The sequence below is a fragment of the Streptomyces sp. NPDC050617 genome, assembly GCF_040654795.1.
GTDB lineage: Bacteria > Actinomycetota > Actinomycetes > Streptomycetales > Streptomycetaceae > Streptomyces.
In genome coordinates this window covers 1-13,754 of sequence record NZ_JBFAIS010000036.1, presented here as the reverse complement: position 1 = coordinate 13,754, position 13,754 = coordinate 1, and the positions used below count along the sequence as shown (strand labels likewise).

The following is a 13,754-nucleotide window of genomic DNA, read 5'->3' as shown; positions in this document are numbered from 1 at the left end:
CTGAGCTCCGCTCGGAGTCCGCTCCGTACGCGCCGAGGCCCGCGCACTGAGGCCCCGCACCTGTCTTCGGACGGGGGCGGGGCCTTTCGCCGTGGGGCCCTTGAGTGTGGGGGCCTTTGAGTGTGGGGCGCGGGGTTCCCGGCCCCGTACCGCGGTGCTAGCTCAGTTCCCAGACCAGTTCGGACTGGAGGGGGCCGGGGCTGCGGAGGAAGGCCTTGTGGTCGACGGCGACCGGGGCGAGTTGGGAGGTGTAGCAGAGGACGGCCTCGCGTTTGGCGATCCATTCCTCCTCGGTGAGGTGGAGGTCCTGTACGACGTCGAGGCGGTACCGGGACTTGAGGTCGCGGTACGCGCTGCCGCGGTCGCTGCGCTCCAGGGCGGCCGACGCCTGGTCGGTGCCCCATTCGTCCGCCGCGCCGGAGTAGGGGAGGTCCGCGTAGACCCAGGGGCGGAGCGCGTCGGCGGCGTCGGCGCCGGGGCGGGCCGCGAGGGCGGCGAGGCCCTGGTCCCGTACGGCCCGGTGGTCGCGCTGGTTGGTGCCGAGGGGCAGCAGGACGCGCGTGGTGAGCGGCAGGCCCGCGAGGAAGTCCGTCAGCGAGGTCAGGGGCTCGCTGTCGCGGTACGGGCCGTCGGCGTGGTCCAGGAGCACCTGGTCGACGCGCATCAGGGCGCACGCGCGGGCGTCCTCCGCGAGCCGGGCGCGGTGGGTCTCGGCGGTCGAGGTGAAGCCGCAGACCGAGTCCCAGTAGGAGAGTTCGCTGCCGGCCGGCGCCGCGGCGGCGTGCACGGTGGCGACCGCGGCGGGCCCGTCGAGGCGGCGCAGCAGGCCGGCGAGGGAGAGGGCTGCGTCGTCGAAGTGCGGGGATATGACGACGGTGGTCCAGGGGCTGGGCACGTGGTACTCCGGCGTGTTCGGGCGAGCGGGCGGGCGGGCGGATTGGGTCGGAGCTACCACGACGTTCCGCACGGGAGGGTGCCGCCCTTGCGTCGAGCCATCGGGCCAGGTCCAGACCAAAGAACGTAGCAGGCGCTCGCTTCCGCCACCAGAGCGTAAGCGGGTAATCAGTGGGACTGAAGGTGTTGTTGGGACTGAGTCCCGCTGTTCTGAGCGTTCTTCCCGCACCCGCCTCGCCCCATCGGGCGAAAGCCCGTCAAATTGGCGTCAAGGTGTGCGCGATATGCGCCAGAGGGCCGTCAACAGGGGTCCCTATAGGCAGTGGCGCGCGATGCGCTACGGAAGCCGGCTTCCCGCACCGGCCCCTGACCCTCACGCATGGAGTGCGCAGTGACTGTAGAGAACGTCGTCGGTCTCGTGATCGCGGCCGTGCTGGTCGGACTCCTGCTCCTCGCGCGCGCCTTCCCGGACCGGTTCTGATGCCGGCACGCCCCGCAGGGCGGCCGGCGCACGACCCGTTGTTACGCGACCGGCCGCCGCGGGCCCGGCCGCCGCAGAACCGACCACCGCGCAACCAGCCCCCGGACGCCGCCGACCAGCTGCGCACCGCCATGCTCGCCGCCGTCAGCCACGACCTGCGCACACCGCTCGCCGGCGCCCTGGCCGCGGTCGGGTCGCTGCGCAGCCGCGACGTGGACTTCAGCGCCGAGGAGCGCGACGAACTCCTCAGCGCCACCGAGGAGTCGCTGGCCCGGCTGGGACGGCTCGTGGACGACCTCGTGGACATGAGCCGCCTCCAGACCGGAATGCTGCGACTGCGCCTGCAGCCGACCGGCTGGAGCGAGGTGCTGCCCGCCGTGCTGAACCGCTTCGCGGGCGCCGACGCGGCCGGCGTGACCGTACGCGGCGTGGCCGCCGCCCCGGCCGTACGCGCCGACCCCGCGCAACTGGCCCGGATACTGGCGCATCTGCTGGCCAACGCCCTGCGCCACTCCCCCGCCGGCCGCCCCGTCTCCGTGGCCGCCGCGGCGCGCGCGGGCCGGGTGGAGCTGCGGGTCACGGACCGGGGGCCGGGGCTGACCGGAGCGGCCCGGCAAGGGGCGTTCCTGCCCTTCCAACGGCTGGGCGACACCGACAACTCGACCGGACTGGGGCTGGGCCTCGCGCTCTCCCGCGGCCTGGCGGAGGCGATGGGCGGGACGCTCACACCGGAGGACACCCCCGGCGGCGGCCTGACGATGGTCCTGTCCCTCCCGGCCGCCGAACCGGCCTGACCCCGGCACCGGTTCCGGCGGCGGTTCCGGCGGCGGGGGCCCGGAACCGGCCCGGCACCGGCGTTGTCAGTGGTGCCGCCTATCGTCTTCTGTACGGGGCCGGTGGGATCGGGGAGCGGGATCGGGGAGGGGTGCGCGCCATGGCGGTGGGCGAAGAGGGCGTGGTGTCGTGCGGTCTGCCGCCGGACATTCTCGACGACGGCGACGCGTACGGACCGGCGATGCGCGCCGCGCATCCGGCGCTGCTCGCCGCACCGGGCGTGGCGGCGCTGCTGGGTCACTGTCGCCGCGTGGCGGGCGGCGGCGGGCGGGCGACCGGGCGCTGGCGGCGCACGACGGCCGTGCTGCTGGGCGCGGCGCCGAGCGCCGGTGAGGCCGTGGAGGCACTGCTGCGCGGCATCGCCGCCCAGGAGGAGCACGCGCTGCGGTCCGGGGCGCTGGGCATCGCCGGGGAGGGAAACGGCGAGCTGGTGCGGGGGCTGCTGTGGGCGGCGGCCGAGAGCGTACGGGGCGACGGCGATGGCGATGCCGCGGGCGGGGGCGTACGGGGCGGTGTGCCGGACGCCGGGGGCGGCGAGTGCAATGAGCGCGGTGATCACGTCGGACACGCCGACCGGGCCGCGTACCCCGATCGGATCGTCGCCCTCATAGGAGCCGTCGCTCTCCGCGCCGGGACCGGACTGGGCGGTTCCGGCGGTCGGTGCCGCCATGGGCGGATCGCCACGGCCGCCGTCGCCGTGCTCGGTACGTTCGACGGCGCGCTGGGGGAGCCGGCCGCACGGGAGTTGGAGCGGGTCCGGGGAGGGGTGCGCAACCGCACGGTGCTCAAGGGCGTGGACCGGGCGCTGGAGGACATCGTCGCGCGCGGGGGCGTCGCTCCGGGCCGGGTGCGCGAGCGGTCGGTGCCCACGGTGGGGCTGGACGCGCGCGGCATGCGGGAGGAGCAGCTCGGCCCGTACACGGCCGTGCTGTCCGTCTCCCCCACCGAGGCCGACCTCTCCTTCCGGGGGCCCGAGGGCCGGGTGCTGAAGTCCCCGCCGAAGGCGCTCCGCGCGGAGTACGGGGCGGAACTGGCCGAGCTGCGCGCGGCCTTGAAGCGGCTGCGGACGCTGCTGCCCGCCGAGTGCGACCGGCTCGCGGAGCAGCTGGCCGGGGGCACGGTCTGGTCCGCCGAGGAGTGGGCCGAGAGCTGCCTGGACCACCCGGTGACGGGTGCCGCGGCCCGTACGCTGCTGTGGGAGGCGAGCGACGGCGCGGGCGGCGCGTGGATCGCCGGGTTCCCGGAGCGTACGGGCGGCGGCTGGGCGCTGGCGGGTGCGGGCGGCACGGCGGACCGGGTCGAGGAGGGCGCGCTGCTGCGGCTGTGGCATCCCGTACGGGCCGGGGCCGAGGAAGTGCGCGTGTGGCGCGAGGAGGCGGCGGACCGCGAGCTGAGACAGCCGTTCCCGCAGATCTTCCGCGACGCGTGCCGCCCCGGCCGGGCGGAGGAGGAAAGCCCCGGCGAGTCCGTACGCTTCGCGGGCCGCCTGCTGCGGTACGGACCGGCCAAGGAGCTGATGGCGAAGGCCGGCTGGACGGGCGGACGGCTCGGCTACGGCGACGCGCGGCGACGGACCGAGGCGGTGCGGGACCTGCCCAGACCGGGCGAACTGCGCCGCACCGAGGGGGAGTTCTGGCGAGCGCAGTTGCTGGTGGAGCTGGTGCGGCCGGAGGAGGTTCCGTACGAGTCCGGGGGCGGGGCCACTGGTGTCGGCGGGGGTGAGATCCGGGACGGCGGGCCGGTGCTCTGCGCGACGGGGCCGGTGCGCTTCGAGCGTCGCCGGGGGCCGCGCGGGGCGTGGACTCCGGTCGCCCCGGCGGACGTTCCGGCCCTCGCCTTCTCGGAGGCGATGCGCGACGTGGGGCTGTTCGTGGCGGGCGCGGAGGCCGTACCCGTAGAGGCGGCAGCGCCTTCGGGGACGGAGGCCGTGCCCATAGAGGCAACCGCGCCTTCGGGGACGGCCGTGCCCTCGCAGGCGGTCGGCGCGGATCGGCTCAGGTCTGCGGGTTCGGGTTCGGGTTCGTGACCAGGGCGGGTCCGCTCATTCGGCAGGGTGGTCAGCGGTCTGCCCAGTCCGGCACCCACACGTCGTGCGGGGTTCGCGGGCCTGCGGTGCGCAGATAGTCGCGTAGCGCCGTCAGCACGGGGTGCTGGTCTCCGCTGCGGAAGAGCAGCACGTGCGGGTAGACCGGGGTCGGGTCGTGCAGCGGGATGCGCCGCAGGTCGTGGGTCTGGGGCCACAGGTACCGGTCCCCGCTGCCGACAAGGGTGGCCAGCGAGGCCGAGTCCGCCAGCGTGTCCATCAGGGCCTCGTCACCGAAGTGGGGGCCGAGCGCGTCGATGCTCAGACCGAAGGCCGCGGACAGCGCCTCGTAGAACGCCGCCCACTCCGTGCCCGGCATGATCCCGGGGATCCAGATGCGGTGACCGGCCAGTTCGGCGGGGCTGACCTGGGGCGCGTCAGCCAGCGGGTGGCCGGGGCCGACCAGGAGCTCCAGGGGTGCGTCCAGGAGCCGTTCGGCGCTGATCCCTGCCGGGACCTGGTCCGCCGGCAGGGCACGGAAGGACGCGTCGACGGTCCCTTCGAGCACCGCCTGGGCTGCCTGGGCGGCGTTCTCCGCGCTCAGCGTGACCGCGTCCAGCTCCGTCTCGGGGTGGGAGCGGTAGAACCGGTAGACGGCCTGGGCCGGAAAGATGCGCCGGTTGAGGACGTCGATGCGCAAGGGACGGCTTCCGGGGCGCACGGCCCGCTCGGCCTGTTCGACGGCCGCTACCGCCTTCTTGGCGTGCGGCAGGAGGACCTGCCCGTCCGGGCTCAGCCGGGAGCCTCGGGAGGTCCGCACCAGGAGCATGGCCTCGAAGTGCCGCTCCAGGGCCGCGATCCGCTTGGAGACCGCCTGCTGGCTGACCCCCAGCCGTCGGCCGCAGCCTGGAACTGGCCGGTCTCGGCGACGGTCACGAACGTCCGCAGCGCTTCAACATCCACGCTTCCACCGTACGTTCACCACTATTGGTTGTGCCTGGGGTGGTGCGGGGTTGTTTGATCGAGTGTTCCGCGCGGTGGTGGGATCAGCGCATGTCCACCCGTACAGAGCAGGTCATGCAGGTCAAGTCAGCCGAGTTCGCGCGCCATGCGGAGCGGATCGTGAAGGTGACCGATGCGACGTCCCGGCTGAACGTGCTTCCGTTCAGCGACAGCGAAGGCCGCGCGGAACTACTTTCCGTTGTGTTCGGCGGCCCGCTGCCGGACTCAGTGGTGATCTACCCGCCGTTCTTCACCGAGCACGGGCTGAACACGACGTTCGGGGAGAACGTCTTCGTCAACCAGGGGTGCACCTTCATGGACAAGGGAGGCATCCGTATCGGGAACGGCGTCATGATCGCGCCGAAGGTCAGCCTCATCACCGGAGGCCATCCGCTGCCGCTGGCCGAGCGCCGCGAGTTCCTCTCCTTCGCCCCGATCGTCATCGAGGACGACGTATGGATCGGGACGGCTGCCGTGATCACGCAGGGGGTGACCATCGGCGCCGGTGCGGTGGTCGCCGCCGGTGCGGTCGTCACCCGTGATGTTCCCGCCGGCACCATGGTCGCGGGGGTGCCCGCCCAAGTGATCAAGACGATCGACTGAGCCCGGCCGGGCTACTGCTGCCCCGGGTGCGCGACAGCCGCGTTGTGGAGGCGATCTTCCACCGATACCGATACCGGTACCGATCCGATACCGCGCACCGGTGTTCCCCGGCGGGACCTCCCAGCCCGGCCCTAACGCCCCGTCAGATCCTGCCGAGCTTCCAGAGCCGCCAGATGCTGGTGCCGTCCGACAGGTACTGCGTACCGGAGATCGACTTGCCGCTGAGTACGTAGTCTTTCTTCTGCCACAGCGGCAGCATCGGCACGTCCTGGGCGACGGTCTTCTGAATGGTCCGGAAGTTCGTCGCCGTGCGGCCGCGCAGGTCCTCGCGCTCGGTGTCGCGGATCAGCTGATCGACGCGGGAATCGCGGTAGCCGGAGTGGAGGGAGGAGTCCGCGCCGACGAGCGGGGCGGTGAAGGTGTCGGGGTCGGGGAAGTCGGCGAGCCAGCCGACGCAGTAGGCGTCGTACTCCCCCTTGGCGTACCCCTCCTGGAACTTCTTCCACTCCACCCACTTGACGCTGACCTTGAACAGTCCGGTGGCCTCCAGTTGCCTGCGCAGCGTCGCCGCCTCGTCGCCGGTGGCCGCGCCCTGCGAGTAGGCGAGGTCGAAGTGGACCGGGGTCGTGATCCCGGCGTCCCGCAGGAGTCTGCGGGCGCGCTCCGGGTCGGGCTTCGGGTAGGCGTCGAAGAAGGGGGTGCTGTGGCCGGTGAGGCCGCGCGGGATGAGGGAGTAGAGCGGTTCGACGGTGCGGTGGTGCACGTCGCGGGCGATGGCCTCGCGGTCGACGACGGCGGCGACGGCCTGCCGCACGGCGCGGTTGTGCGTCGGCGAGCCGGGGCGCACGTTGAAGACCATGGAGCGGATGGCGGCCCCGGAGTTCTCCATGACCCGCACGTCGTTGTCGGCGGGCGAGAGCGCCGCGAGGTCGGTCGGCGGCATCTGCCGGGCCACGACGTCCACGGTGTGGTCCCGCCAGGCCCGGCTCATCTTGGCCGGGGAGGAGAAGAAGCGCACGGTGACGTCGCCGCCGACGCTCCCGATGGAGCCCCGGTAGCGGGAGTTGGGCTTCAGCCGGGCGGTGGAGCCCGCCGCGTACTCCTTGAGCACGTACGGCCCGGAGCCGCTCACGGCGCTGTCCGGGCGGAGCCGGCCGGCGGGGTAGCGGCGGGGATCGACGATCGACCCGGCCCCGGTGGCGATCTTGAACGGGAACGTGGCGTCGGGGACGCCGAGGTGGAAGATCACCCTGCGGCCGGCCGCCTGCACCGAGGTGAGCGTGGCCAGGAGCGGGCTGGGCCCCTGGGGCGACTTGATGCGCCGGATGCGGTCGAAGGAGTATTTGACGTCCTCCGCCGTCACTTCACGGCCGTCGGCGAAGGTGAGCCCGTCGCGCAGCTCGCATACGTACGTCCGTAACCCCGAGCTCTGGAAGGCGCAGCGCTCGGCCGCGTCGGGCACGGGCTTGTCGGAGCCGGAGGTGAAGGTCATCAGCGACTGGTAGAGGTTGCTGAACAGTTCCCAGGACCCCGCGTCGTACGCGCCGGCCGGGTCGAGCGAGGTGATCGTGTCCGTCGTGCCGACGGAGATCGGCCCCTTGTCCTTCTTGTCGGGCGACACGAGTTGGCAGCCGCTCGCCCCCACGGCCACCACGGCCGCGCAGATGAAACTCGCCCATAACCGGCCCCCACGCATCCCCGTGCCCCCTCCGCCCAGTGATGCACATCACCCAAACACAGGTATCGCACGCGCGCAGGCGAATCGGGCAAAAGATCGGCTCCCTATACGGATCATGCCGTTCCGGCCGTGGCCTTGGGTCATGCGGGGCCGGGTGCGACCATCGGTCGTGCGGGGCCGGGTGTGGGCCGGTATCGTCACGCTCCGGCCGTGGCCCGGTCAGCCCGATCCGGCTGCGGCCGGCGGTCCCAGCACCGCCCATACGGTCTTGCCGAGACCTCCCCGGTGCCACACCCCCCAGGTCTCCGCGAGCGCCTCGACCAGGTGGAGCCCGCGCCCGGACTCGTCCTCGTCGCCGACGGCGCGCGGCACCGGGGGTCTTCGCCCGGAATCGGTGACCTCGACGAAGCACGACCCGTCGTCGAGTACGGTGACGGCCACCTCGAACTCCCGGTCCCCGAGGGCTCCGTGCCGGACCGCGTTGGTCGCGAGTTCGGAGACGACCAGCGCGGCCGTGTCGACGGCGTCGCCGGTCTGCCCCCAGGCCGCCAGGTGCTCACGCACCCGCAGCCGGGCCAGCCCCACCGACGCCGGCCGCCGGGGCAGCCGGAACGCATTCCGCCGCGGTAAGCCCACCACACGTGCCCCCTCCGCCCGACGCGCTCACGTATTGAACATGTGATTGAAGGCGAAGCGAGCTGTGTGTGGTACTTCACGTGCAAAGCGTGAGCGAGTTTTGGCCAATCCTCGCTACAGCGTGTAAACGCCGCGACCCCGGCGCAGAGCGCGAGGCAGCCGGTCGGATACTGGCAGGGCACGCACCCGCAGCAGAGGAGACCGAGGACACCGCCATGAAGCTCAGCCGCCCCGTCTCCTGGTTCCTGCTCGCCTTCGGTGTCTGGTCCTGGGTGGTCTGGACGACCTTCGTCAAGAACCTGTGGAAGGACGGGAGCGGGCTCGCCTTCGACGACGGCAAGCCCACGGCGTACTTCTGGGTGCACCTGACGCTCGCCATCGTCTCCTTCCTGCTGGGGACGGCGATCGGGCTTCTCGGGCTGCGCGGCGTCCGCGCGCACCGCGCCGCGGACCGCGACGCGGACGGGCGGAAGACGGCGTCGCGAGAGACCGAGTCCGTCTGACGGAGGAGCGCGGCTGGGTCCTGGGGGCTGAGCCTGCTGGGGTCTGAGCCGGGAGCCTGGGCCCGACTATGACGAGGCCGGGGCCGTCCGCGTCCAGTCGGCGGTGATTCCGGCGACGATGATGTCGATCCCGGCGAGGAACTCCGCCCGGTCGTCGTGGCCACGCATCTGGTCGGCGATACCGCGCGTGAACGGGTACTCGTCGGGGTCGAGGTCCGCCCACGCGTCCGCGGCGGCGCCGAGGAACGCGGTCCGGTCCTCGTACGGCTCGATCGCCTTGTGCGCACGGGCGTTCGCCGCGTTCTGCCCGCCCGTGCCGAGGATGTAGTTGTGCAGCGCGGACACGGCGGTGAACTGCGCGGCGTGGGGCACGCCGAGCGCCTGCACCTGGCGTCCGAGGCGCTCGAAGACCCGCAGCATCGGTGACCGCGCCGGGGCGCGGGCGAGGTCGTCGCCGATCCACGGGTGGGCGTCGATCGCGTCGAACACGCCGAGCGCGAGGGCGCGGATCGCTTCCTGGGGCGTGGCGGCGGCTCCGTCACCCGCGTCGGGCGCGCTCACACGGTCCGCGCCCACGGCCGCGGCGACGACGGCATCGGCGGCGGCGGTGAGGAGTTCCTCCTTGCCCGAGACGTGCCAGTAGATCGCGCCGGGGCCGGTGGACAGGCGCTCGGCCAGCGCGCGGAACGTGAGCCCGCCCTCGCCGGCCGCGTCGAGGAGTTCGATCGCGGCCTCGACGATGCGCTCTCGGGAGAGCGGTTCCTCTCGTCGCTCCGCACGACGCTTCCTTGTTGCCATGCGTCCATCCTGACACACGCCTGGAACGTCGTTCCAGCTTGACAACTCTGGAATGGCGTTCCACTCTGAAATGAAAGTTGGAACGACGTTCCAGGGCGTCGCTCCTGATGGCTTGCGCAGCAGACAAGGAGCATCACCATGGCCACGACCACCGACGGCACACCCTCCGGCGTCACAATCTCCGACGGCGCGACCGCCGACGTCACGATCATCGGAGCCGGACTCGGCGGGCTCGTCCTGGCCCGCGTCCTGCACATCAACGGCATCCCGGCCACGGTCTACGAGGCGGAGGAGTCCCCGGCGGCCCGTACGCAGGGCGGGATGCTCGACATCCACGACTACAACGGACAGCTCGCCCTCAAGGCGGCGGACCTCATGGACGAGTTCCACGGCATCATCCTGGAGGGCCGCCAGGCGACGCGGATGCTCGACCGGGACGGCGGCGTCCTGCTCGACCAGCCCGACGACGGTACGGGCGTACGCCCCGAGGTGCAGCGCGGCGAGCTGCGGCGCATCCTGCTCGAATCGCTCCCGGCCGGCGCCGTCCAGTGGGGCCGCAAGGTCACCGGGGTCCGCGCCCTCGACGGGGGCCGGCACGAAGTGACCTTCGCCGACGGCTCCGCCCTCACGACCCGCCTGCTGGTCGGCGCGGACGGCGCCTGGTCACGGGTGCGTCCGCTGCTCTCCGACGCCACGCCCGCGTACACGGGAACCTCGTTCGTCGAGACCTGGCTCTTCGACGCGGACAGCCGTCACTCCGCCGCCGCGGCAGCGGTCGGCGGCGGGGCGATGCTGTCGCTCGTACCGGGCAAGGGCATCCAGGCCCACCGCGAGAGCGGCGGCACCCTGCACACCTATGTGGCGCTGTCCAGGCCGCAGGAATGGTTCGCCGCCATCGACTTCACCGATTCCGGCGCGGCCACCGCCCGGATCGCGGCGGAGTTCGAGGGCTGGGCGCCGGAGCTCACCGCGCTGATCACCGACGCCGACACCGCGCCCGTACTGCGTCCGCTCCACGCCCTGCCGACCGGGCACCGCTGGGACCGGACGCCGGGCGTGACCCTGGTCGGCGACGCCGCCCACCTCTCGATCCCGAACGGCGAGGGCGCCAACCTCGCCATGCAGGACGGCGCCGAACTCGGCCTGGCCCTCGCCGCGCACCCCGGCGACGTCGAGGCCGCGCTCGCCGCGTACGAGCAGGCCATGTTCCCGCGCAGCGCGCAGATCTCCGCCGAGGGCGAGGAACTCCACGAGCTGATGTTCGGCGACGACTCGCCGCGGAGTCTGATCGACATGTTCGCGGGTGGCGAGTAGCCGGTCGCCGCGGGCGGGCTTCGGAGCGGGTGGCGGGCGAGGTCGCAGGGTCCGGCGGTCCGCGGCGGTTCAGGCGGCGAAGACCGTGCTGGCCAGGATCACGTGGACGGCGGTGCCGCAGAGGATGCTCAGCAGGGCGTTGCGGCGCCAGAGGTGCAGGCCGATGGTGACGGCCAGGGCGATGAGCGGGGCCAGGCTGCTCGCGTGGGTGAGCGGGATGTCGCGCAGGCAGTAGACGAGCAGGATCAGCATGACGCCGGCGGGTACGCGGGCGCTGAGGTACTGGACGGTCTTGCTGGCCCGCAGCGGGGTGAGGGCGGCGAAGGGCAGGGCGCGCAGGCCCCAGGTCACGGCGGCGGTGACAAGGATGGCGGCGATGGCGTAGCGCGTGTCAGGCATGGTTCGGGTTCCCGCTGCTGTGGTTGCTGTGGTTGCTGCCGTTCTTCGGGGTGGCGCCGGGGAGGGTGGTGCCGGGCACGGCGGTGCTCAGGTCGCCGCCGGCGAGGGTGGTGCTGCCGCCCAGTTCGCCGCCGGTGGTCGGCCCCGTACCGTCCAGGCCGCTCAAGCCGTCCTGGTCACGCTGACCGTTCAAGCCGTTCTGGTCGTTCTGGCCGTTCAAATCGTTCTGGCCGTCCGAGGTCCTGTTGACGGCGAAGTGGCGGGCCAGGAGGGCGGCCGTGAACAGGCCGAAGGCGGCCAGGAGCATCTCGCCGGGGAAGAGGAGCCGGGCGGCCAGGGCGCTGAGCAGGGCGAGTACGGGCGTGGGCACGTCGCCGCGCAGATCGCGGACGGCGTCGACGGCGAGGACGGCGAACAGCGCGGTGAGGGCGAAGTCCAGCCCGGTGACGCTCTTGGGGATGAGCGAGCCGAGCAGGGCGCCGGCGATCGCGCTGCCGACCCAGTACATGTGCAGGAACAGCTGGAGGCACACGATGCGGCGGCCGGTCCAGTCGCGGGCCTGCTCCCCGGCGGCCAGCGCGTACGCCTCGTCGCACAGGGCGAAGGTGCTGTACGTCTTGCCGACGCGGCCGGGTATGCGGTGCAGGGGGAAGGACAGCGCGTAGAAGACGTGCCGTACGTTCACCATGAACGCGGACACGCCGATCGTCGCGAGCGGGGCCACGGCGGTGACGAGGCCGATGAGCAGGAACTCGAACGAGCCGCCGAACGCGAGGGCCGCCGACAGCCCCGCCCACCACCACTGGAGGCCCGACTGCGTCACCAGCGCGCCGAAGGCCAGCCCGACCGTGACGAATCCCAGCCCCGCGCCCACGGAGTCCTTGAACGCCGCGAACGCCTGGGAGGCGAGCGCCTCTGATCCGGGCGGCCGAGGCGCGTAAGTCTGGGGCGCCGCTGGTGCGGTGGGCGTGGGCCGCGGGGGATCCGCGGTGACGGACGGGCTCGTGTGCATGGACGAAATTCTAGGAAGAATTCCGCCTTATTTGGTTGCGTATTGCGGCTCTATAATGGCGCCGTGAGCAATGAAGTGAGCCTGGATGCCGTGGATCGCGAAATTCTGTTTCATCTGCGCCGGGACGGGCGGCTGACCAACGTCGAGCTGGCCAAGCGGGTCGGCCTGACGCCGCCGCCCTGCCTGCGGCGGGTGAAGCGGCTGGAAGAGACGGGCGTCATCACCGGATACCGGGCCGTCATCAACCCGGAGGCCATCGGGCGCGGCCTGGAGGTCCTGGTCGCCGTCGAGATCTACGCCCAGGACCGCAAGAGCTTCGAGGAATTCGAGTCCACCATGGCTTCGTACGAGGAGGTCATAGAGTTCCGCCGCATGTACGGGCGGCCGGACTATTTCCTGCGCGTGGCCGTCGCGGACCACGCCGCGTACGAGGCGTTCCTCACGCGGAAACTCAGCGGATTGCCGGCGGTGCTGCGCCTCGAATCGCACCTGACGATGAAGGAGGTCAAGACGAACCCGTAGGCCCGTAGATGCGTAGCAGCGGGCGGGCGAATACGCGCGTACGGGCCGGGCCCGCGGAAGGCGTGCGCCGGGCCGGGCGGACCCCACAGCCCTACATGTCGCCCTGCATGATCTGGATCAGGTTGCCGCAGGTGTCGTCGAAGACCGCGGTGGTGACCGGCCCCATGTCCGCCGGCTCCTGGGTGAAGCGCACGCCGAGGCCGCGAAGCCGCTCGTACTCCGCCCGCACGTCGTCCACGGCGAAAGCGGTGGCCGGGATGCCGTCCTGGACCAGGGCCGTCTTGTACGGCTGCACGGCGGGATGGCCGGAGGGCTCCAGCACCAGCTGGGTCCCCTCTGGCTCCTCCGGCGAGACCACGGTCAGCCAGCGGTCCTCGCCGATCGGCACATTGTGCTTCAGGACGAAGCCCAGCACGTCGGTGTAGAAGCGCTCGGCCACGTCCTGGTCGTCGACGAAGACGCTGGTGAGATTGATCCTCATGGGGTGTTCTCCTGTGCATCGGTGGCATCGGGGCCGTCGGGGGGCTTGGTGGCATCGGGTGCGTCCGGCCGGAGCCATCGGGTCACGATGCACTCAAGGGGTTCGGTGTTCAGATCGTGGAACTTATAGCGGCCCTGTCGCCGCGAATGGACCAGACCCGCGGATTCGAGTACGGCCAGGTGCTGGCTTATCGCCTGGCGGGACATTCCCAGACCATGGTTGGTGATAAGCCGCGCGCATATCTCGAACAGGGTCTGGCCATCCCGTTCCACCAATTCGTCAAGGATGCGCCGACGGGTGGGGTCGGCCAGCGCCTTGAAGACATCATCCGTCACGACTTCACCATAGGCAAGTCATGACTTGCCTATCAAGTTACGGGCGGCCGGGGAATCGGTGGCTGCGGGCCGGCGCGGAATCGGCAGCGGCCCTGCCGCCCCTTTTCCGGGGCGGCAGGGCCGCTTTATGTAGCGCTGCGTGATGTCAGTCGTGGGAGCTGATGACGCCGCCGGTGCTGAGGACGATGTAGACGCCGTTGGCGTCGACGCCGATGTCGTGCTGGTCGGCGGTTTCGATG

At 71.9% G+C, this 13,754-nt stretch carries 15 protein-coding genes and 1 pseudogene; 7 read left to right on the top strand and 9 right to left on the bottom strand.

Annotated features, from left to right (window positions below):
- Nucleotides 1-157 precede the first annotated feature (157 nt).
- Nucleotides 158-895 (bottom strand): PIG-L family deacetylase, encoded by a 738-nt coding sequence (locus tag AB0I49_RS33505; protein WP_363230957.1) that lies wholly within the window; start codon nucleotides 893-895, stop codon nucleotides 158-160.
- 390 nt (nucleotides 896-1,285) lie between these two features.
- Between AB0I49_RS33505 and AB0I49_RS33500 the strand changes: the two genes are divergently transcribed.
- The 3 genes from AB0I49_RS33500 to AB0I49_RS33490 all read left to right on the top strand — a co-directional run bounded on the left by AB0I49_RS33500 (nucleotide 1,286) and on the right by AB0I49_RS33490 (nucleotide 4,235).
- Nucleotides 1,286-1,375, top strand: coding sequence for a hypothetical protein (locus tag AB0I49_RS33500; RefSeq protein ID WP_037967594.1), 90 nt, complete (start codon nucleotides 1,286-1,288; stop codon nucleotides 1,373-1,375).
- Nucleotides 1,375-2,169 (top strand): ATP-binding protein, encoded by a 795-nt coding sequence (locus AB0I49_RS33495; RefSeq protein WP_363230956.1) that lies wholly within the window; start codon nucleotides 1,375-1,377, stop codon nucleotides 2,167-2,169. Before AB0I49_RS33500 ends, AB0I49_RS33495 begins: the two co-directional genes overlap by 1 nt.
- Nucleotides 2,170-2,309: 140 nt before the next feature.
- Nucleotides 2,310-4,235: a DUF4132 domain-containing protein gene (locus AB0I49_RS33490; RefSeq protein ID WP_363230955.1), complete on the top strand. Its 1,926-nt coding sequence runs from the start codon at nucleotides 2,310-2,312 to the stop codon at nucleotides 4,233-4,235.
- 31 nt (nucleotides 4,236-4,266) lie between these two features.
- Here the strand turns inward: AB0I49_RS33490 and AB0I49_RS33485 are convergent.
- A pseudogene (locus AB0I49_RS33485) lies at nucleotides 4,267-5,195 on the bottom strand (LysR family transcriptional regulator).
- 114 nt (nucleotides 5,196-5,309) lie between these two features.
- Here AB0I49_RS33485 and AB0I49_RS33480 point away from each other — a divergent pair.
- Nucleotides 5,310-5,837 carry a DapH/DapD/GlmU-related protein gene (locus AB0I49_RS33480; RefSeq protein WP_363231011.1) on the top strand — a complete coding sequence of 176 codons (528 nt, stop codon included), beginning with the start codon at nucleotides 5,310-5,312 and terminating at the stop codon, nucleotides 5,835-5,837.
- A gap of 142 nt (nucleotides 5,838-5,979) precedes the next feature.
- Here AB0I49_RS33480 and AB0I49_RS33475 read toward each other — a convergent pair whose 3' ends face one another.
- The gene (locus AB0I49_RS33475) at nucleotides 5,980-7,533 is read right to left on the bottom strand and encodes an ABC transporter substrate-binding protein (RefSeq protein ID WP_363230954.1); all 1,554 of its coding nucleotides are present in this window, start codon (nucleotides 7,531-7,533) and stop codon (nucleotides 5,980-5,982) included.
- A 201-nt stretch (nucleotides 7,534-7,734) separates the two neighbouring features.
- The gene (locus tag AB0I49_RS33470; protein WP_363230953.1) at nucleotides 7,735-8,154 is read right to left on the bottom strand and encodes an ATP-binding protein; all 420 of its coding nucleotides are present in this window, start codon (nucleotides 8,152-8,154) and stop codon (nucleotides 7,735-7,737) included.
- 212 nt (nucleotides 8,155-8,366) lie between these two features.
- On the opposite strand from AB0I49_RS33470, the gene AB0I49_RS33465 reads away from it, so the two are divergent.
- Complete coding sequence (locus tag AB0I49_RS33465) at nucleotides 8,367-8,654, top strand: hypothetical protein (protein WP_363230952.1); 288 nt, start codon at nucleotides 8,367-8,369, stop codon at nucleotides 8,652-8,654.
- A 66-nt stretch (nucleotides 8,655-8,720) separates the two neighbouring features.
- Here AB0I49_RS33465 and AB0I49_RS33460 read toward each other — a convergent pair whose 3' ends face one another.
- Nucleotides 8,721-9,452: a TetR family transcriptional regulator gene (locus AB0I49_RS33460; RefSeq protein WP_363230951.1), complete on the bottom strand. Its 732-nt coding sequence runs from the start codon at nucleotides 9,450-9,452 to the stop codon at nucleotides 8,721-8,723.
- A 138-nt stretch (nucleotides 9,453-9,590) separates the two neighbouring features.
- Between AB0I49_RS33460 and AB0I49_RS33455 the strand changes: the two genes are divergently transcribed.
- A complete protein-coding gene (locus tag AB0I49_RS33455; RefSeq protein ID WP_363230950.1) occupies nucleotides 9,591-10,766 on the top strand; it encodes an NAD(P)/FAD-dependent oxidoreductase in 1,176 nt (391 codons plus the stop codon).
- A gap of 69 nt (nucleotides 10,767-10,835) precedes the next feature.
- On the opposite strand, the gene AB0I49_RS33450 is transcribed toward AB0I49_RS33455, so the two are convergent.
- Both AB0I49_RS33450 and AB0I49_RS33445 read right to left on the bottom strand, forming a co-directional pair.
- A complete protein-coding gene (locus AB0I49_RS33450; protein WP_363230949.1) occupies nucleotides 10,836-11,165 on the bottom strand; it encodes an AzlD domain-containing protein in 330 nt (109 codons plus the stop codon).
- Nucleotides 11,158-12,177, bottom strand: coding sequence for an AzlC family ABC transporter permease (locus tag AB0I49_RS33445; protein ID WP_363230948.1), 1,020 nt, complete (start codon nucleotides 12,175-12,177; stop codon nucleotides 11,158-11,160). Before AB0I49_RS33445 ends, AB0I49_RS33450 begins: the two co-directional genes overlap by 8 nt.
- Before the next feature lie 63 nt (nucleotides 12,178-12,240).
- Here AB0I49_RS33445 and AB0I49_RS33440 point away from each other — a divergent pair, with 63 nt between their 5' ends.
- Nucleotides 12,241-12,699 carry an Lrp/AsnC family transcriptional regulator gene (locus tag AB0I49_RS33440; protein ID WP_363133444.1) on the top strand — a complete coding sequence of 153 codons (459 nt, stop codon included), beginning with the start codon at nucleotides 12,241-12,243 and terminating at the stop codon, nucleotides 12,697-12,699.
- A gap of 91 nt (nucleotides 12,700-12,790) precedes the next feature.
- Here the strand turns inward: AB0I49_RS33440 and AB0I49_RS33435 are convergent, their stop codons facing one another.
- Nucleotides 12,791-13,180, bottom strand: a complete 390-nt coding sequence (locus AB0I49_RS33435; protein WP_363230947.1) for a VOC family protein — start codon at nucleotides 13,178-13,180, stop codon at nucleotides 12,791-12,793.
- Nucleotides 13,177-13,515, bottom strand: coding sequence for a metalloregulator ArsR/SmtB family transcription factor (locus tag AB0I49_RS33430; protein ID WP_363230946.1), 339 nt, complete (start codon nucleotides 13,513-13,515; stop codon nucleotides 13,177-13,179). The genes AB0I49_RS33435 and AB0I49_RS33430 overlap by 4 nt, the downstream gene beginning before the upstream one ends.
- Nucleotides 13,516-13,754 lie beyond the last annotated feature (239 nt).